This is a genomic window from Lewinella sp. LCG006 (assembly GCF_040784935.1).
Lineage (GTDB): Bacteria > Bacteroidota > Bacteroidia > Chitinophagales > Saprospiraceae > Lewinella.
Map to the genome: position 1 here is coordinate 3286725 of NZ_CP160680.1, position 19368 is coordinate 3306092.

The 19368-nt window shown below is 46.0% G+C and carries 14 protein-coding genes and 1 tRNA gene; 5 read left to right on the forward strand and 10 right to left on the reverse strand.

What is annotated here, in order from left to right; genetic code table 11:
• Positions 1-5 precede the first annotated feature (5 nt).
• Positions 6-1166, reverse strand: a complete 1161-nt coding sequence (locus AB0L18_RS11805) for an alkaline phosphatase (RefSeq protein ID WP_367392793.1) — start codon at positions 1164-1166, stop codon at positions 6-8.
• Positions 1167-1204: 38 nt separating this feature from the next.
• Positions 1205-2302 carry a DNA-processing protein DprA gene (gene dprA / locus AB0L18_RS11810; RefSeq protein WP_367392794.1) on the reverse strand — a complete coding sequence of 366 codons (1098 nt, stop codon included), beginning with the start codon at positions 2300-2302 and terminating at the stop codon, positions 1205-1207.
• 148 nt (positions 2303-2450) lie between these two features.
• Between dprA and AB0L18_RS11815 the strand changes: the two genes are divergently transcribed.
• Positions 2451-2987: an SH3 domain-containing protein gene (locus AB0L18_RS11815; protein ID WP_367392795.1), complete on the forward strand. Its 537-nt coding sequence runs from the start codon at positions 2451-2453 to the stop codon at positions 2985-2987.
• 131 nt (positions 2988-3118) lie between these two features.
• On the opposite strand, the gene AB0L18_RS11820 is transcribed toward AB0L18_RS11815, so the two are convergent.
• On the reverse strand, positions 3119-3865 hold the full coding sequence (locus AB0L18_RS11820; protein ID WP_367392796.1) for a glucosaminidase domain-containing protein: 747 nt from the start codon (positions 3863-3865) through the stop codon (positions 3119-3121).
• 149 nt (positions 3866-4014) lie between these two features.
• Between AB0L18_RS11820 and purD the strand changes: the two genes are divergently transcribed.
• Positions 4015-5283, forward strand: coding sequence for a phosphoribosylamine--glycine ligase (gene purD / locus AB0L18_RS11825; protein WP_367392797.1), 1269 nt, complete (start codon positions 4015-4017; stop codon positions 5281-5283).
• A 68-nt stretch (positions 5284-5351) separates the two neighbouring features.
• Here the strand turns inward: purD and AB0L18_RS11830 are convergent.
• The 3 genes from AB0L18_RS11830 to AB0L18_RS11840 form a co-directional block, all read right to left on the reverse strand.
• Positions 5352-5435: transfer RNA gene (locus tag AB0L18_RS11830), tRNA-Leu, on the reverse strand.
• A gap of 178 nt (positions 5436-5613) precedes the next feature.
• The gene (locus AB0L18_RS11835; protein WP_367392798.1) at positions 5614-6375 is read right to left on the reverse strand and encodes an ABC transporter ATP-binding protein; all 762 of its coding nucleotides are present in this window, start codon (positions 6373-6375) and stop codon (positions 5614-5616) included.
• Positions 6376-6389: 14 nt separating this feature from the next.
• Positions 6390-7136 (reverse strand): MlaE family ABC transporter permease, encoded by a 747-nt coding sequence (locus tag AB0L18_RS11840; RefSeq protein WP_367392799.1) that lies wholly within the window; start codon positions 7134-7136, stop codon positions 6390-6392.
• A 225-nt stretch (positions 7137-7361) separates the two neighbouring features.
• Here AB0L18_RS11840 and AB0L18_RS11845 point away from each other — a divergent pair, with 225 nt between their 5' ends.
• The 3 genes from AB0L18_RS11845 (at position 7362) to AB0L18_RS11855 (ending at position 15256) form a co-directional block, all read left to right on the forward strand.
• On the forward strand, positions 7362-8075 hold the full coding sequence (locus AB0L18_RS11845) for an SDR family oxidoreductase (protein ID WP_367392800.1): 714 nt from the start codon (positions 7362-7364) through the stop codon (positions 8073-8075).
• 25 nt (positions 8076-8100) lie between these two features.
• Positions 8101-8796 carry an SDR family oxidoreductase gene (locus AB0L18_RS11850; protein WP_367392801.1) on the forward strand — a complete coding sequence of 232 codons (696 nt, stop codon included), beginning with the start codon at positions 8101-8103 and terminating at the stop codon, positions 8794-8796.
• Positions 8797-9661: 865 nt separating this feature from the next.
• The gene (locus AB0L18_RS11855; RefSeq protein WP_367392802.1) at positions 9662-15256 is read left to right on the forward strand and encodes a gliding motility-associated C-terminal domain-containing protein; all 5595 of its coding nucleotides are present in this window, start codon (positions 9662-9664) and stop codon (positions 15254-15256) included.
• 682 nt (positions 15257-15938) lie between these two features.
• Here the strand turns inward: AB0L18_RS11855 and lipA are convergent.
• The 4 genes from lipA to AB0L18_RS11875 form a co-directional block, all read right to left on the reverse strand.
• Complete coding sequence (gene lipA / locus AB0L18_RS11860; protein ID WP_367392803.1) at positions 15939-16811, reverse strand: lipoyl synthase; 873 nt, start codon at positions 16809-16811, stop codon at positions 15939-15941.
• A gap of 282 nt (positions 16812-17093) precedes the next feature.
• Positions 17094-17912, reverse strand: a complete 819-nt coding sequence (locus AB0L18_RS11865; protein WP_367392804.1) for a hypothetical protein — start codon at positions 17910-17912, stop codon at positions 17094-17096.
• Between the two features lie 147 nt (positions 17913-18059).
• Complete coding sequence (locus AB0L18_RS11870) at positions 18060-18551, reverse strand: Rab family GTPase (protein ID WP_367392805.1); 492 nt, start codon at positions 18549-18551, stop codon at positions 18060-18062.
• Complete coding sequence (locus tag AB0L18_RS11875) at positions 18548-19363, reverse strand: hypothetical protein (protein WP_367392806.1); 816 nt, start codon at positions 19361-19363, stop codon at positions 18548-18550. The genes AB0L18_RS11870 and AB0L18_RS11875 overlap by 4 nt, the downstream gene beginning before the upstream one ends.
• Positions 19364-19368: the final 5 nt, after the last annotated feature.

The following is a 19368-nucleotide window of genomic DNA, read 5'->3' on the forward strand; positions in this document are numbered from 1 at the left end:
TCTATTTATTCACTAGCCGTTTTATTACCAAAACCAAAAGCTTCCCTCATTTTATAGTAGATTTCGGTATTCTCGTAAATACCACTAAATAGCTTTGAACCGGGGCCGTAAGCAAACACCGGAATCAGTGCTGCGGTATGGTAATCGCTGGTGAAGGCTCCGATAATCGAATCGTGGGTAGACCCTGGATTGATAGCATAGCCGCCCGTTTCGTGGTCAGCAGTAACAATCACGAGCGTATTTCCGTCTCTAGCCGCAAAGTCTAGCACTGCACCAATTGCGTTGTCAAAGTCAATCATCTCCGTAATGATGTACTGTGAGTTATTGGCGTGGCCACCCCAATCGATTTGTGCTCCTTCGATCATGAGGAAGAAGCCCTTGTCTTTGACGTGCTTATTCAGAAAATCACAAGCAATGATACTGGCAGGTTTTAGATAATTGCGCCCTTGCTCTACCGTCAGTGGGTCGCTGTCGGAAGTGAGGTAAACGAAGTTTGTTTGGTAGTTAATATTGACCCTGTCCAGGGGTTGCTCAAAATAATGGCTTACCTGGTACCCTTTGGCTTTGAGTTCTGTGAGCAGGTTGCGTTCGTCTGCCCGGCGGTCAAAGTATTTCTTTCCTCCTCCGATGAATAGGTCGATATCCGTTTTGAGGAAATCCGCGGCGATGGGTTCATAGTAGCTACGTTGTGCCTGGTGTGCGATAAAGGACGCAGGAGTAGCATGTACGATCGTAGACGTAGAAACCATACCTGTCGCAAGGCCATTAGCTTCCGCTTCTTCAAGAATGGTATAGAGCGCGGTAGAGTCGTTGTCTACGCCAATGGCCCCATTGTAAGTTTTTTGACCAGTACTAAAAGCGGTTGCTCCTGCGGCCGAGTCTGTTACCAGGTTATCGGAGCTATAGGATTTGTGGAGACCAATAACGGGGAATCTTTCCAGATTTAGCTGATTGCCGTTGCTGTATAAGCCTGCCGTGATTTGTGTAAGGCCCATGCCATCACCAACCATCAAAATGATGTTTTTGGGGCGTTGGTCAGGTTTAAGTATGGGAGCCCTGCTGACGGTAGTAGTGGAATTCGACGTCACAGTTGTTGGTTTCGAAGCCTCACAGGCACTGGCGAGGCAACAAATAGCAGTAAGAAAAGCGATAGTCCATTTAATCATGTTCCATAATTTTAGTTGATCAAGAAGGATAATAAGCTTCATCTTATCAACATGTAGCGTTTCCCGGGTAAGGTGCGGATTAATCCTTTACATTCTATTTCTAATAAAACGGTGGCCAGCGTACCCGCTGATAATTGGGTGTCAATGCTTAGCCGATCAATGGGCAGGTTCTCATGCTCTTTAAGCAAAGCTACAACTAATTTTTCATCTTCACTTAAGGTCTCAAAGAGTTGTAGCTGTTCTGCTGGCGGTTTGTTGTGGGCGTCCCAGCGCATAACATAGCCTATGTCACTGGCTGATTCCAGGAGGGCTGCCTGGTGAGTTTTGATGAGCCAGTTGCAACCGGCCGAAGCACGGTCGTGGAGCCGACCGGGAATGGCAAAGACATCCCGGTTGAAATTATTAGCGTATTCTACGGTGATGATTGAGCCCCCTTTACGAGCCGTTTCTACGACGATGAGTGCATCACAAAGGCCAGCAACGATGCGGTTACGCATGGGAAAGTGGCGGGGATCAGGTTTGGTGGTAAATGGATACTCGGTCAGTAGACCACCGTTTTCCAGCATGGCCTGTGCCGTTTTTTTGTGGCGAGTAGGGTAGAGGTATTGTAATCCGTGACCTAATACGCCGATGGTGGGAAGCTGGTTTTGTAAAGCTGCACGATGAGCCGCAACATCAATACCGTAAGCCAAGCCAGAAATTACCATCGGTTGGTAGGGGGCCAACTCTTCAACGAGGCGTTCAACGTGGACAAGCCCTTCGGTGGAAGGTTGACGAGTCCCAATAATGCCAACGGTACGTAAATTGTTGAGTGGGCAACTCCCGCGGTAATACAACATGATAGGTGCCTGATCAATACGTCGGAGTCGCTCGGGATAGGCCTGGTCTTGAATGAAAAGTGGTTTGATTTGATAACGCTCCAGCCAGTGGATTTCACGTTCAGCGAGGCGGAGGGCTTCTCCGTGGCAAATGCTTCTGGCGATGGTGTCGTTGATCCCGGGGAGGGCTGCTAATTCACGAGGGCGAGCCTCGAAAACGGTGGGTGCATCTCCGAAATGGGCTAATAATAGACGTGCGGTAATAGGACCTACCCCCTCAATGAGGGAAAGTGCTACTTGATGAAGTAGATTTTCCATAAATGTTGGTCAATGGCCGGAAATGGGGTAGAAAACCTATGAAAAAGATGAATTACCGCTGATAATCCCTTTCGGCGCGTTTTATTAATGCATAAAATTACTAATTTTGGTATAAATAATTATTATTTGTGTACTAAATGTTGGTAAAATGGCCCAAGAAAAAGCCCCTCGCCTGGTTAAAGCTCAGTTTATTTTGTTCGGAGTGCTCTTGTTGGTATTCTTTGTTTGGGCCAGTCGTAGCTGCAACCGCAGTACAGCAGATGCTGAGACAGAACAAATCACCAATGAAGCCAACGCGCGTGCGGATAGCTTAGCTGCTTTGTTGGAAGCGACCCAAGGGAACGCCCCTGCTCGCCCACCAGTAGACAACAGTGTTCAACGCGACACCATGCGTGGTGGGCAGATGCAGATGATTCGGGAAAGAATAACGCCACTTTACGTAACCATTGAAAATCTGGCCATGCGCAAAGGACCGGGCGTGAATTTTGAAATTCTTGACCGGCTCAAATTATATGAAGAAGTCAAATTCCTCAATGAAGTGACGCTCACCCGGGACTCTATCAAGCTGGGTACCGTCACGGCTGTAGAACCGTGGATAAAAATTCGCAATGAAAAAGGACGCGATGGTTGGGTATATGGTGCTGGTGTAGAGTACTACAAATATAAGTTTGAAGGGATTGATTAAGAGACGGAGAAAAAATAAGTGTAACAGCTTTCGATTTTTTAAAATTTCCTAAACAATTGACTGTAAGTAGATTGTGTGTAAATTTTTAAAAATCTCAAAAGAAAGTTGTTCCACTTGTTTCCGTCAAATTACTAAACATCGTACTGCTCAAGTTGAAACTTGTCGATGAGCTCGATCAGTTGCTCGGCCAGCCTTTTTATTTTATTGTTTGGGCTTTCTTCCAGGGCTTTGGCCCAGGCTTGATAGCTTTTGCCTTTGAGTTGGCGCAGGTTGGCGTGCTGGCCGGTAGTGTAATATAGGCTATGATCGCGAAAGCTCATCCAGGCATTATCGTAACGTCGCAAGCATACTGACTTTTCCCCGTCTTGGGTTTGGCCTTGCCAATCATCGGTGCAAGGGAGCCCAAAATAGTTGTTGCCGTGGCTAATCAAGGGATGTTGTCCGGCTTGGCTGTACAATAGACTATGAGCCAGAATAATGCTGGCTGGAATGCCGAATTTCTCTTGTTCGGCTTCGGCAACGTGGGCGAACCGCTGGATAAATTGATCAATTTGTTTTTCTTCTAGTCGGTTCAATTGCAGGATAAGGTACTTGGAATCATCTGTCCCCCAAGAGGGAAGGAAGTTGAAACGATTTGTGGACTGGGCCTGAAGGTCTCCATTATCCGTAAGGGTTTCTTTGCGCACTTGCCTCCTACTTTGGTGCTCTTCCAATGGCTGTGTAGCGGGGCTGTTTGGTGCCTGAATGTTGATGTTGAAAGATAAATCCTTGTTGAGAAAAGCATAGAGCGCGAGGAAGACGAGGCCTATTTTGAACCAGTGTTGGCTCAGTAATGGCCATAGCTTTCCCAGCACGAATGGGCGTGTTTCATTTTTCATGGCTGATTTCTTTAAGTTAATTAGGTCTGCGACCTGAAGTAATAATACAAATTTAAACCAAATTGTTTTAAAATAAAACATTTTAACAAATTTTTGTTTTTTATACAACACTTATCTTCGCGGGAATACAAATACCAAGCAATAACAGTATGCGAATTCTTCTTTTGGGTAGTGGCGGTCGTGAACACGCTTTCGCCTGGAAACTAAGCCAGAGCCCGGCTTGCGAAGCCCTTTATATAGCTCCTGGCAACGCTGGTACCCAGCAACACGGTACCAATCTGGCAATTAACCCTAATGATTTTCCAGCGGTCAAAGCTGCAGTGTTGGAATACGGGGTAGATATGGTCATCTGTGGCCCTGAAGAACCGCTAGTACTGGGCATTCAGGATTATTTTGCTGCGGATGCCATGCTAAAACAGGTTTTGTTCATGGGGCCAAGCCAGGCGGGTGCGCAGCTGGAAGGCAGCAAGGCTTTCGCCAAAGCATTTATGGATGACCAGGACATTCCTACGGCAGCTTACCGGGAATTTACCGTCGATCAATTAGAGGATGGCCTGGAATACCTGGAAGATCAGCCTGCTCCTTATGTATTAAAAGCCGATGGCCTCGCCGCAGGTAAGGGCGTGTTGATTCTCGATAGCGTCATAGAGGCGCAGGAAGAACTGAGAGCAATGCTGGAAGGTAAATTTGGGGAAGCTTCGGAAACGGTTGTCGTAGAAGAATTCCTAACCGGCATTGAGTTCTCTGTTTTCGTATTTACGGATGGCAAGGACTACAAGGTTCTGCCCGTAGCTAAAGACTACAAACGGATTGGTGCTGGCGACACGGGGCTTAATACCGGTGGCATGGGCTCAGTTTCACATCCTCCATTTGTGGATGAGGCCATGATGAAGAAAGTGGAAGAGCGTATTATCAAACCTACTATTGAAGGCCTGCAAGTACAGCAATTGGGTTACCGCGGTGTTATCTTCATTGGGCTGATTAGTGTTGAAGACGAGCCTTTCGTCATTGAATACAATTGCCGGATGGGAGACCCAGAGACGCAGTCGGTATTTCCTCGCCTCAAAACCGATTTGGTAGAATTGTGCCGTGCTACTGCTGCGGGAGAATTAGCCAAGGTTGAGATAGAGATCGATGAACGCGCTGTGGCTTCTGTGATATTGGTCGCTGGCGGTTATCCTGGCAGCTACGAGAAAGGCAAAGTGATCACCGGATTGGAAAACGTATCGGGCAGCTTGGTCTTTCACGCAGGGGTGCGGGAAGTAGAGGGACAGTTGTTGACCAATGGAGGTCGGGTATTGGCGGTTACCTCTTATGGTGATAACTTCCAGGATGCACTGGATACCTCCTTGGCCAATGCCGCCAAGATTCATTTTGATGGTGTTTATTACCGAAAGGATATAGGGTTTGATCTTTAGCCAATAGCACTATTCCAGCAATAAAAAAGCGGCGCTCAACTGATGTTGAACGCCGCTTTAATTTGGTGTGCCCAGAACAGGACTTGAACCTGCACGCCCTTGCGAGCACCAGCCCCTCAAGCTGGCGTGTATACCAATTTCACCACCTGGGCAGTTTGTTTATGAAGAAGAAACTTCTTTCCTCTTGCAAAAGTTTCGCAAAGATAGTAAAAGCAATGAATTTTCAAATAACGGAGAAAAAAAAATAGCGTGAACGTGGCAATACGGGAAACTTTGATCAGGATCGTCTTATAATTAGGATTTCTGTCAAAGTACTTCGTTTTATCGCTGCTACTTACTCAGTGCTCTTGCGCGTAAGCGCTGCAAAAACGGACTGGCGAAAATAAAGTCCTGAAGGTATTCATTGTCACTTTCCAATACCTCATCTTTACTACCGCGCCAGGTAATTTCACCCTGGTAAAGGAGAATAATATTATCCCCAATCTCCATCACGGAATTCATGTCGTGGGTGTTGATGACGGTAGTAATGTTTTTCTCAACCGTAATATCCTTGATGAGTTCGTCGATGACGATGGAGGTCTTGGGATCAAGGCCCGAGTTGGGTTCATCACAAAAAAGGTACTTCGGATCAAGGACGATAGCCCTGGCAATACCTACACGCTTTTGCATTCCACCGCTGGTTTCGGAAGGATATTTACTGTTTGCTCCTTCGAGGCTTACACGTTCCAGACAACGATTGACTTGTGTCAATTTCTCTTTGGCGGTCATGTTGGTAAACATATCGAGTGGGAAGCGTACGTTTTCTTCTACCGTCATAGAATCAAACAGTGCCGATGCCTGAAAAAGCATGCCTACCTCCATCCTAATGGAGCGCACTGCTTTTTTATCTAACGAAAAGAAATTGGTATCTCCGTACCAAACGGAACCTTCCGTTGGTTGGTGTAGGCCTACTAATAATTTCAGAAGTACCGTTTTACCTGCTCCGGAGCGGCCAATAATAAGATTGGTCTTTCCTGGGTGAAATTCGGTAGTAATGCCTTTAAGTACAGTGGTATCACCAAAAGCCTTGATTAAATTTTCGGTTCTGATCATTTTTTCTAAACTTATTAGGTGAAAACTACGGCAATCAGGTAGTCAAATAAAAGGATAAGAATATCACTGAAAACTACGGCATTGGTACTGGCGCGTCCTAGCTCAATGCTTCCCCCCTTTACGTAGTAACCCTGATAGCAGGGGACGGAAGTAAGGATAAAGGCAAAGACAAATGACTTGATAAACATCAAGGTGATGTTGTAAGAAACAAAATAGGAGCGTACGCCTAACTCATACTCTGCATGAGAGATCAGGCCCACGGGCACGGTGGCCAAATAACCACCCAAAATACTGACAAAAGCAGCGATGGCTACCAGCATGGGGATCATGATCAGGGCTCCAATTACCTTGGGCATAATCAGATAAGCAGCCGTATTGACCCCCATGATTTCCATGGCGTCAATGTGTTCTTTTTGGCGCATCCCGCCAATTTCGGCAGCGAGATTGGAACCCACCTTGCCCGCTAAGACCAGGCAGGTAATCGTGGGCGCTAATTCAATGATAGTGGTATCTCTGACAATGTAGCCAATGTAATAGCGAGGAACAAAACTATCCTGAAGCTGGTAAGCAAACTGAATGGCTGTAACCGCACCAATGAAAACGGCAATAAGTGCCACAATCACCAAAGAGCCAACGCCGATATCATTCATCTGGCGCATGGTCTCCTTGTAATACATGGAGGTTTTCTCAGGGCGGGCGATTGCTGTTCCCATTAATTGGAAATACCTGCCAACGTGAGCTAAAAAACGATTAATGATCATGCTGAGATTTCGAGGGTCAGTTTTATGGGGAACAGCAAAATTAGTTAAAAGCAACCGGATAGGCGACAGAAATCATCATGGTTTTAGCTTTTATAACTAACCAGATAGCCATTACTAAGTTATTTTTGTTCCGTCACTAAGTGGCACTTGGCTATTTTTGTTCCAATCCTCTCAACAACAATGTTTGTGTAGAGGTTGTAATAGGTCATTAAAAAACAGGAAATTTTGTCAAATACGAGCACTGATCATCAGGTGATCGCCATTAGCGGAGGCAGCCGGGGCATTGGTTTAGCTATCGCAAAACAGTTGGCTGAAAAGGGTTGGCAGGTAGCTATTGCGGCCCGCTCAGCGATTGAACTGGCCCAATTACAACAGGACTGGCAAGCCAATGAATGGCCACCGTTGTTGGTTTTTTCGGGAGATCTTAGTCAAGCTGAAGATTGTGCAAAGTGGGGCCAGTATTTACAGCAGCACTGTACTCAAATAGCAGCTTTGGTTCATAATTTAGGGGCTTTCGCTCCCGGTACACTACTGGAGGGGCCAGTTGACCAATTGGAACACTTCCTGGCTACCAATGTGCTGAGTGCGCATTATCTGACCCGTGCTTGCTTGCCTTTGTTAGAAAAAGCAGCATTGGCGAATATCCTCACGATTGGATCAGTTGCCAGCACCGACTGGCCCATGGATCTTGCCGCTTATGCTTTGAGCAAACACGCATTGGAAGCTTGGCATCGGCAGTTGGCAAAAGAACTGGCGGGAACCAATATCAGAACTTCCTTGCTGCGGCCAGGAGCTACTTTTACCAGCTCTTGGGACGGTGTAGACATTGATCCTGCATTGCTGTTGAGTGCGGATAGGGTGGCAGCTTTAGCTACACAGATGATTCTTTCACCAGCAAATGAACACTTGGAAGAAGTGTGTCTGCGGCCACGTACTTAATTTCGTTTACCGAAAAAGAACTGTTATGAATTATCTCGTTACTGGTGCTAGCCGGGGAATTGGTTTCGCTACTGCTGTAGCTTTGGCAAGCCGCCCAGAGGATCGAATTTTTGCACTGAGCAGAAATACTGCTGGTTTGACAGCATTGGTCAATACGGTACAAAGTCAATACGGCACTGCTAATGTAGAAGTGCTTTCAGTGGATTTGGCGGAAGTGGATGTTGCTGAAATTGTAGATTGGATGAGCCCCTTTGGACGCCTGCACGGAGTGGTCAATAATGCGGGGCTTTTGCTGAAAGCTTCTTTTCTCGAGTCTACCGAGGAAACCTGGCAGCAGACCTTTAATGTCAATTTCTTTGCTGTAGTACGCCTGCTACAGGGGCTTCATCCCATCATGGAAAACACGCATATTCTGAACATAGGTAGCATGGGAGGTTTTCAGGGTAGCTCCAAATTTCCGGGCTTAGCCGCCTACAGTGCTAGTAAAGCTGCCTTGGCCAATTTGACAGAATGTCTGGCTGAAGAGTGGAAAGCCGATAATATCCGGTGCAATTGCTTGGCTCCAGGAGCCGTACAAACAGAAATGCTGGCCACCGCATTTCCAGGCTTCGAAGCGCCAGTAAGTAGCGAGAAAATGGGGGAGATGGTAGCTTGGTTTTTAAGAGAGGGGCATCATTTTTTCAATGGGAAGGTATTACCTGTATCAATTAGCACCCCTTGATTATATACAGCCCCCGGCAGAACAACTCATTTACGCTTAAGTGGAGGCTAAAAACAGGAAAAACAAAATTTGTCCAAAAAAAAATCGCCCTAAGGAGTACTTAAGGCGATCAACTTTTCATGTGATATTCCGCTTGAAGTCGTTCTACGTGAGAACAGATCATGATTATAGTCATGACATTGATTTTTAGGTTTAGCACAATATTGTTACAGACTGAATATGATGTAAAAATATATTTGTTTACTGTTAATGTGTTAAGGTTTTAAGCTTATTTGTGACATGGAGCAAGCAAGGGGATGTCACCTTGTAGTGAACAATCATCTCTAGTGCAGTAATACTTTTTAGACATCTTCTAAAGGCAAAGGCGGTAATTAAGTAGTAGATTTTCAATAAAAAACAATTGCTGAATAAATATATGTGTTTATGTTTTTTTAGAGTGAAACCATAAAGAAATTTACTCGTTTAATATTTTGTTGTGATCAAATGTTTCAGTATAATGATTGGAGAGTTGCTAAAAAATCAGATAAAAAAGCAGTTATTGACAATAATCGCTGTCGGCTGCAAATCATTTGGCAGAGAAAATTTCCCAGGCAGCAAAAATTAAACATAAGCAATCTATATATTTGTGAGGATAAATGGGTGGTATTACTTGTCGGACCCAAATTTTCCATTTAGCTCTTTCCCCAATATAAAGCGAACCAATAAAATGAAACGGTGCATTTAGACTGCTGTCTAGGTGTAACATTTGCCGTATTTTCCTTTATCAGGAATAGGGCATAGCGATCAATTGGAGGCAATTTTTTCACGATCATTTGTGATGGAAAGCCTGAAGACAACTATTTAACCTGTGGAATAATCTAAAGAAATGAGAAGACTGTTACTTTTTTTGTTTGCTTGTATGGTTGTAAATGCGACCTACGCACAACTGGAAATTGAGGAATGTGTTGACCAATCAGAGATAACACTGGCCAGTTTTTGTGATGACGCCTGTGTTATTTGTGACATCAATGGTTATACCGGTACCAACTCCTTACCTGGACTGGGAGAAGCCCCTCCAGGGTTCTGTGCCGGCCAATTACACAACACCCAGTGGGTGGGGTTTGTGGCCAACTCGACGAGTATTACGATGGCGATTTCCGTATTTGATTGTATGCTGGATCAAGATGGAAATGGGGTAAATGAAGGACTACAAATCGGAATTTACAACACCACCGATTGTTCCAATTTTAGTTTAGTCAGTAATTGTGATGATCAGGTGTTTGATAATACCACCCAAAATTTCACAGCCAATAACCTCACCATCGGAGGTATCTATTTTATCGTTTTAGATGGTGCTTTTGGTGATGTTTGTAGTTTTACCATCAACGTCACCAATGGTAGTACCACCGCACCAGATGTCGATCAGGATGTTCCTAATATCAATGCTGATCTGACCGTGTGCCAAGGAGGTAGTTTGGACGTTGATGTGGATGATGTCTTTGGTGCAGGAGCCTACATCTGGACGCTAGATGGTGAGCAGGTAGCTACCGATCAGCAATCATCGATCCAGTTTCCTTCTGATTTGGGGACTTATACCTTGTGTGTTTTTCCCTACAATCCCTGTAGTGAAGGCGTAGAAGGCTGTGTGGATGTCGAAGTGGTTCCTCCCACACCAGAGCAAATCAGTCGTGTCATTTGTGAAGGAGAAGAGTACAGCCTTGCGGGGGAAGATTTTACTGATCCTGGCGTTTACGATGTTTTTATCGAAGTAAATGGTGATTGTGATCGTATCATTGAACTTACACTGGATGTTATTCCGATTGCTGAAACCTATTTGGAAGAAACGATTTGTGTTTACGATTTCTTCATGGTAGGAAATGAAGAGTTTTCGGAGGAAGGTTCCTATGAGATCTTACTTCAATCTCCAGCTACGGGCTGTGATTCTATAGTCTATCTGGATTTAGCGGTTATTGGTACACCAGAAACCACGCTTCTGGTGGAGTCTATCTGTGAAGGAGAGTCTTATGCTATTGGTGGCGATCAACTCACACAAGGAGGGAGCTATTTCTATGAACTTATTGATGAAGTAGGTTGTGACTCTTTGGTGGATCTTTTCCTCGAAGTATTTCCTCGCCCTAGCAGTCTTACTACCGCTACTATTTGTACGGGAGAGAGCTATCTTTTCAATGGTACCAACTATACGGCTGCGGGCAACTATCAAGCCATATTTTCTTTGCCTACGGGTTGTGATAGTGTGGCGAATCTACAACTGTCGGTAGTAACGAGTGTTTCAGAAACCCTCAACGAAACCATCTGTAACGGAGAGTCCTTTACCGTTGGTAATAGTAGTTTCAACACTAGCGGTAGTTATTCGATACCCTTGACGGCGAACAATGGGTGTGACTCTATCGTCAATCTTAACCTTACCGTAATAGGCGTTGTCGTCGAGACGGCCAGTGCCTCCATCTGTGCAGGAGAAACTTATACTGTTGATGGCAACGATTTTACGGCCAGCGGAACTTACGACCTGCCCTACACGGCTTCCAATGGCTGTGATTCTATCTTCCGACTAACACTGACCGTCTTACCCGTGTTTACCCAAACGCTCAACCCCAGCATTTGTGCCGGGCAGGTATTTAGCTTTGGCGGAAATGATTTTTCTACCACGGACACCTACGTCGTCACCTTGCCGGGATCAAATGGTTGTGATTCTATCACCACCATCAACCTGACGGTGAGTGACCAGATTACGAGTACCGAAAACATTGTGCTCTGTAATGGAGAATCGATCACCGTGGACGGTACGAACCTCAATACAACGGGTACTTATGACTTCAATTTTACTTCCGCAGGAGGATGTGATAGTTTAGCAACCATCAACCTTACTGTTGGAGACCCCATTGTTACGAATTTAGACGAAACCATCTGTCAGGGGCAATCCTATGCCGTGGGAACGGAAAGCTTCGATATGACGGGCATGTACACCGTTGTCCTTACTGCATCAGATGGTTGTGACTCTACGGTAAACCTCAACTTGACGGTGACCGATCCCCCTGTAAGTCTCACGCAAGTGACGATTTGTGAAGGGGAAACTTATAATTTCAACGCCCAAGTGCTCACCACCTCCGGTACTTATACCAGTGCATTGGTGACTCCGCTAGGGTGTGACAGTATTGCGAATCTGGAATTGACCGTCACGGCAATTATTGAAACCGTTATAGATCCTACCATCTGTACTGGCACCAGTTTCGATATTGGTGGTGATGAACTTACCGTTGCTGGTACCTATGAGTATGTGTTCCCATCGGCCGCAGGTTGTGACTCCGTAGTGACGGTCAACCTACAAGTAGAAGATGCCATCTATACCCTCCTTGATGAGACCATTTGTGAAGGGGAGTCTTATACGGTTGGTGGTAGCAATTACACGATGACTGGCGATTATGAAAATGCCTTTGTTACTCCCGAGGGTTGTGACAGTATTGTTCAGCTGAGTCTTACGGTTATCCCAACAGTCTTTAGCAATATCAGTGCCCGCATCTGTGCCGGAGAGGTCTTCAATGCTGGCGGAACAGATTATAGTCAGACCGGTATTTACACCAATACTATCCCAGCAGCCTCGGGATGTGATTCGGTCATTACACTGAATTTGACGGTAGTGAATATTCCAGTTACGCCAGTCAATGCTTCTATTTGTGACAGTGGTTCCTACACCGTTGGTGATAGTACCTTCACAGTAGCCGGGCAATATATGGTAGATCTAGTGTCGGTAGATGGTTGTGACAGTACTATTGTACTGGATCTGGTGGTGACGGATTTTTATGAAACCAACCTCAATATCAATCGCTGTGAAGGCGGTTCCTATACCGTCGGTAACAATACCTATACGATGACGGGTATGTACCAAAATACCTTTACCTCGCAGGATGGTTGTGATTCGGTAGTTAATCTAAACCTTACGGTGAATCCTATTTTGCGGGATACCTTTTTCGTTGAGCTTTGCCAGGGTGAAAATTATACCATTGGTGGTGTCCCCTATAATACGACCGGAGAGCATGTAGAGACCATTGCCTCACAAGTGACCGGCTGTGATTCGGTGATCACCCTCTTCCTGACGGTACACCCCAACCAGAATGTGACGATTGCAGAAACGATTTGTGATGGCGATATGGTCATGGTAGGCGATAGTACTTACACGACAACAGGTAGCTTTATTACGCCGCTCACTACGGTAGAGGGCTGTGATTCGATTGTTACACTCAACCTGAATGTGATTCCTATTCCGGAAACACCGCTAGTAGAAGTTATCTGTGATGGAGAGTCGATCACAGTGGGTATGAATACCTACACGACTACTGGCCAATATACCGATATACTCACCTCGGTCGTAAGTGGCTGTGACTCGATTGTGTATCTTGATCTCACAGTAAACCCCTTACCAGAGACCCAATTGACGGAAGTTATTTGTGAAGGCGAAGTCTTTAATATCGGTGGTGTAGATTACAGTACCACCGGTGTCCACCAGGAGATTGTTGCTTCGGTGGTTACGGGCTGTGATTCGACGATTATTTTGGACCTTACGGTAAACCCCGTTTACGACCAGATGATCAGCGATACGATCTGTGAAGGGGAGTTTGTCATGGTAGGGGATAGTACCTACACCACTACAGGCACCTGGCCGACCTTGATGAGCACGATAAACGGTTGTGATTCTTTGGTGACGCTGGAGCTGACGGTATTACCGATACTTACGACTGATTTGACGGAGACACTGTGTGCAGGTGAGACTTATATGGTCGGAAACAACACTTACACCAATACGGGCGTCTTTACGGATGTACTTACCTCTTCTTTCGGTTGTGACTCTATCGTTACGCTGGATTTGACGGTCTTGGCACCCATCGAAACCTTCCTGGTCGAGGAAATTTGTGATGATGGTGATTATACCGTTGGCACGGAGGTCTTTACGGCTACTGGTGATTATACTGTTGTGCTGACTTCACCGAGTACGGGCTGTGACAGTACCGTTTATCTAGCCCTTACGGTAAATCCTACTTTTGTGACGACCCTCAATGAAAATATTTGTTCCGACGACGTCTTTACCGTTGGTGGGGTAGATTATAACCAGACAGGTACCTACCAGGCCGACCTTAGTACGGTGGCTGGTTGTGACAGTACGGTGATTCTGAATTTGACGGTAGCGCCTTGTGCGCTTACTTACGAAACCAGCTTTACGGATAATGATTGTAATGGAGGTTCAACGGGATCGCTTACGTTCAGTATGGTCATTGGAACACCTCCTTATAGCTACACCTGGAGTGCCGTTGCCGGCCCGCTGACGGGCATGGGAGTTGTAGATGGCAACGGTGTTGCTATTGAGATTCCGGGATTACCGGCAGGAGCTTACCAAATTGAGGTCACTGATGCCAATGATGTTTTTGCAATCATCAACGCCAGCGTAGGAGAGCCTGCAGCACTCGCACTGCAATTGGAAGCGAGCAGCTACGGTATATACGAGCTTAGTTGTCCGGGTGCTGCCGATGGTAGCCTGGCGGCAACCGTAAGTGGAGGTACGCCCCCTTACAGCTACACCTGGAGCAATGGCGCTACGACGCCCACTGCAGAGAACCTGGCCGAGGGGGCCTACAACTTGTTGGTGACAGATGCCAATGGTTGTACCATTACCGCTGGGGAAGCACTGGAAGCACCAGCACCACTAACGGCTAGTCTGGTGGTCGAATCCCCTCCCTGTTTCGATGACTTGGGCGGAATTGTGAGTGTACCGCAGGTAGAAGGGGGCAACGGCCCTTACCTGTATTCCATTGATGGTGCAGCCTACACTACGGCCTCTTTCTTTGGCAATGTAGCAATCGGAGATCATGTGATAAGTGTTCAAGACATCAATGGCTGTACTTATGAAACCATTGCTACGGTAGAGCAGGCTCCGGAACTAACGGTGACTATTCTGGTAGACAACGACGGTGAATTAACCTACGGTGATAGCACGGAGCTGTTTGCACAGACTTCTTATCCCGTGGCAGATTATAAGTGGTCTGGTGGTCCGATAGACTGTTCAGATTGTGACCGACCTTTCATTCGGCCACTAGAATCGGTGGCTTACGAAGTAACGGTCACGGATGAGAACGGTTGTACTGCTACGGATCGTGTCATTATCTATGTCCGCAAAGACCGTGGTGTGTACATTCCCAATGCCTTCTCCCCTGATGAAGATGGCACCAATGATGTATTCATGATCTACACCGATAACGATGTGGTAGAGATCAAATCTTTCTACGTGTTCAACCGCTGGGGCGAATCGATGTACGAAGGCTTTGGCTTTTTGCCCAACGACCCCGCGCAAGGCTGGGATGGCCGCCACCGCGGAGAGATGGTCAACGCTGGCGTATACATTTACATGGCAGAGATTCTTTTCTCAGATGGGGAAACGCTGATCTACAAAGGAGATGTGGTGCTGATGCGGTAAACGCTTGTGCCTAGGATAAAAAATGAGAGGCTTACCTTTTCGAGGACATTATTGTGATGTTTCGGGGAGGTAAGCCTCTTTTTGTGAGAGGAAGAACGAGAAAATTATACTGCAAATAGTTTGACCAATCAAGATGATGAATATGACAAAGAATAAGGTCACCTTGGCAGAGGCGTTAATGCTTTTAGAGAAAGAGGAGTTAAATGGGGATTATGAAAAATCCACGATTCACAAACCGCTTAGTTTGGTCTGTCCTATATTTTCTACGGATAGGTCGTGTGCTAGTGGTATAATGAGCAGCAAATAGCTCCTAATTATCCCTTTCGATTATAGGCAGTATTTTTTGTTATTTCTTCCCAAGTAATTCGTACAAAAAATTGACCCTTTCCAATATGTCCAAATTACTGGGTGTTTTCTCTGCATCATCAATTCTGTTAAAACTAACTACTCCGTAGCGTCGGGTTTTATACCCGACTACGGAGTACGGAGCGGAGGACAGCCCAGTGCCTTCCTACTGCATTAGTTGGGAGAAGGCATGACCCCAATCTCAACAATTTCGTAGCGTACAGTTGCAAAGAAAAAGTGAAGTGATTGCCATCCATTGCTGGTATAAAGCGAAGGCGTAACAACCATTTGGTCATTACGCCTCCGTTTTCAAAGCGATAGGAATAAGATCCTCGGCTTAAAGATGCTTTTCTGCGTGGTAGCTCGACCGAACCAAAGGTCCGCTTTCCACCATGTCAAAGCCTTTCTCAAGCCCTACCTCTTCGTACATTTTGAAGATGTCGGGGTGGATATACTCGGCTACTTCAAGGTGCATTTTGGTGGGCTGGAGATACTGGCCGATGGTAAGGACATCGCAGCCGTGAGCCACCAGGTCGTCCATGACTTTGAAGACCTGTTCTTTGGTTTCACCCAGACCTACCATGATGCCGCTTTTGGTGCGTTTGCCAAAATCTTTGGTGCGCTTGATCTGTTCCAGACTGCGTGCATATTTGGCTTGGGGACGTACCTTGCGGTAGAGTTCTTCCACCGTTTCCATGTTGTGAGAAACGACCTCCTGGCCACCGCTGATCATGCGCTCGAGGGCATCCCAGGTGGCGCGGACATCGGGGATGAGGGTTTCGATGGTTACGTGCGGCGTGCGTTCTTTGACCTGAACCACCGTTTGGTACCAAACTTCAGCTCCCCGATCACGGCGTTCGTCACGATTGACGGAGGTGATCACGGCGTGTTTTACGCCCATAAGGTCGATGGCTTCGGCTACGCGGCGTGGCTCGTCTTCATCATATTCTGGTGGCCGACCGGTTTTTACTGCACAGAAGCTACAAGAGCGGGTACAAGTATTGCCCAAGATCATAAAGGTAGCCGTACCTGCTCCCCAGCATTCGCCCATGTTAGGGCAGCTTCCGCTTTGGCAGATGGTGTGGAGTTGGTACTCATCAACGAGGGAGCGTACCTTTTTATAATTAGGACCAATCGGGAGTTTTACGCGTAGCCAATCTGGCTTTTTACGGCGAGTCTCCTTTGCGTCTACTATTGGTAATTCTATCATCAATGATGCTATTTATCAGCGTTTATCAGTGGTGTTTTGGTGAGGACTGCGAACTTTTACACCTTTACACCTTTCCAACGCTTACAACTTTTGAGTGCGAGGTGCAAAGTTAGGTAAGAATTACCAAATAGCACCTGATGCTAGTATATCTGTTCTTAAATACGCAGGAAGCGGCAAATAGTTGATGCTTTGGCCCGTTTTGTGTCGACGCAGGTCGGAAGTTTATGACACTTTACACCTGTGTTAAACCTAAATTGGATGATCTTATGTTTATGCGCTCACTTACCAACGTTTGCCGAGTTGTAGATTCAGGTAAAGATTCAGGAAAATTGGACTGTTCTCAAGATGAGGCACGGTAGGGCTTTCTACCATGATGGGTACGTCCTTAAAATAGACATCCAGTTGTATACCTGCTTCAAAAGCTTTCACGAGCTCATCGAATGCCCCCCAGTCGAAGTGTGCAGCTGCCTTGGCGTGGATGCCAGGCATAATCGTTAATTCATTCAATCCTTTAGAAAAGGAGGCTGCGCCCACAATGCGGCTAAGGTCTAGAAAAATATTGTCGTTGTCGGGGCTGTAGCGTTCTTCGTTGACGTAGAATTGGTTTGATCCCGAGCCAGGGTCGCGGGAACGGAGTACTTCCAGGTAGTAGGGTTTGATCAAGGCAAGATTAGCTCCCAACTGGTAGCTCATTCCAACAGCGAGACCACGGGTTTTGGCTTTTTCTGAAAAATAACGTTTTTCGCCCATGCCTGCTCTTAGTACGAAAGCACTATTCTGTTTGGCGTAAATGAAGGAACGAGAAACGCGGTTGGAGGGACCGAATTGGAAATCAAAACTCTGGCGATCCTCCTGCGGATGGCGAATATCACCGAATTCGAAATTATAGAAACGGGTACGGTCGTAACTTTTGAGCTGACCTATATTTACCCCGAAACCAAAAGAACGGGGCGTAATCAGACGGAAGTCGAAGCTCAACTCCTTGTTGTAGACAATTCCGGCGTTGCCATCATTGTAGTAGTTTTGCCCGGCAGGTAAAGATTGCTGAGCAATGACATAGCACGCACTGAGGCTGAAGAGTAAGGAGAAGAAATATTTCATATTGACCAACAGCTGTTTCTAAATCCAACAAATTCCAAAGTAATTTACATTAAAATAATGAGTCTTACTAACGAATTGTTCTTGCTGTTGTGCAGAACTTGCAATAAATGACGGAAATTGGACGCTTTGGGGGCCCTTGTTTTACCACTACTTGCTAAAAGGGCTCAGTAAAGCACGAGCAATGCCTTCGAAAAGATCTTCGACATTTTCCCCCGTTCTGGCGCTGGTGAAAATATGGGGCTGGGTTTGGGAATAGATTTCCTTGAGAGTCTGGTCGGAAACAAGGTCTTTCTTGTTACCAACCTTCCGGATCAAAACATTGGGCAAAACCGAGTTGATGTAAACGAGGTCATCTTCCAAGCGACTAAAAGTAGCGGGTCGGCTCAGATCAAAAACATAAATGATAGCACTAGACCCTAAAAAGTAAGAGCGAGGCACTTTTTCCTGGGACACTTCTCCGGCCAAATCCCAGATAACTAAAGAGACTTCCTCACCATCAATGGTAACACTTTTTTTATCTACCCGAACACCAATGGTTGTGAGGTACTTTTCGTTAAAAGTATTGGTGATAAAGCGGTTAAAGAGAGAGGTTTTGCCTACCCCAAAATGCCCGGTAATGACAATTTTTTTAGTGATCATTGCGGTAGTGCTTTGTAGGGTTTAATAAAATATGCATCTAATTCTTTTTGTATTCGGGCGTAAAAAGCAGGTTCGGGTTGTTGCAGATCGTGGTTCAATTCACGGGCCGCAAATACTAGTATTTTTTCTGCCAACTCATCGCGTTCTTGTTCGCTGATTGTGCCTGCGATGGCCAGCGCAATGTAGTAATTAAAAAAATTATGAATCATTATTTCGTAACTACCATATTGAATCCCCCGAAGTTCTTCGTCGGTCCGATTGAAGGCATCTTCCACAAAAGCTTTGATCGCTGTTAGCATACCTGCGATCATATCTTTGTCCGCCGTCTCGGTAGAAGAAGCGCTACCGAGTAAGAGCCCCGACTCATGGCTGATGATGTAGACTTCTTCAACGATGGAGGGCTGCAGGGCAACGATGAGCTCATCCGTGGTTTTGCGCTTCCAAAAACGTAAATAGGAAAAGGACTCCTTGCGCATCTGATCAATGCGCTCACGCAATAAGCGTAACTCGTTGTTGATGTACTTTTTGATCAATAAACCCAGGCGCGGATACAAGATGTTGATGAGTTCATCCTGCTTTTGCCGCATGCGCTGGTCGATTATCTTTTGTACCACCTCCACGTAAGCATCTGGAAAATTTTCTTCCAGTTCTTTCATGTGCTCCGCAATGATGGGGTTGATCCGCTTAGACAATTCTTCCTGGCTCTCCACAATGTGCTTTACTTCCGCTACCGACTCACGGTCTTTGCGGAGGAGCGCATCCCGAAGGCGATCCAAAAGAATACTGTCCTGAGTTGATCCTGCTGTACCCATTATGC

Bases quoted from the DNA above. Each gene is read 5' to 3' on its own strand.
- AB0L18_RS11805 (WP_367392793.1), bottom strand. From the start codon at position 1,166: ATGATTAAATGGACTATCGCTTTTCTTACTGCTATTTGTTGCCTCGCC.
- dprA (WP_367392794.1), bottom strand. From the start codon at position 2,302: ATGGAAAATCTACTTCATCAAGTAGCACTTTCCCTCATTGAGGGGGTA.
- AB0L18_RS11815 (WP_367392795.1), top strand. From the start codon at position 2,451: ATGGCCCAAGAAAAAGCCCCTCGCCTGGTTAAAGCTCAGTTTATTTTG.
- AB0L18_RS11820 (WP_367392796.1), bottom strand. From the start codon at position 3,865: ATGAAAAATGAAACACGCCCATTCGTGCTGGGAAAGCTATGGCCATTA.
- purD (WP_367392797.1), top strand. From the start codon at position 4,015: ATGCGAATTCTTCTTTTGGGTAGTGGCGGTCGTGAACACGCTTTCGCC.
- AB0L18_RS11835 (WP_367392798.1), bottom strand. From the start codon at position 6,375: ATGATCAGAACCGAAAATTTAATCAAGGCTTTTGGTGATACCACTGTA.
- AB0L18_RS11840 (WP_367392799.1), bottom strand. From the start codon at position 7,136: ATGATCATTAATCGTTTTTTAGCTCACGTTGGCAGGTATTTCCAATTA.
- AB0L18_RS11850 (WP_367392801.1), top strand. From the start codon at position 8,101: ATGAATTATCTCGTTACTGGTGCTAGCCGGGGAATTGGTTTCGCTACT.
- AB0L18_RS11855 (WP_367392802.1), top strand. From the start codon at position 9,662: ATGAGAAGACTGTTACTTTTTTTGTTTGCTTGTATGGTTGTAAATGCG.
- lipA (WP_367392803.1), bottom strand. From the start codon at position 16,811: ATGATAGAATTACCAATAGTAGACGCAAAGGAGACTCGCCGTAAAAAG.
- AB0L18_RS11865 (WP_367392804.1), bottom strand. From the start codon at position 17,912: ATGAAATATTTCTTCTCCTTACTCTTCAGCCTCAGTGCGTGCTATGTC.
- AB0L18_RS11870 (WP_367392805.1), bottom strand. From the start codon at position 18,551: ATGATCACTAAAAAAATTGTCATTACCGGGCATTTTGGGGTAGGCAAA.
- AB0L18_RS11875 (WP_367392806.1), bottom strand. From the start codon at position 19,363: ATGGGTACAGCAGGATCAACTCAGGACAGTATTCTTTTGGATCGCCTT.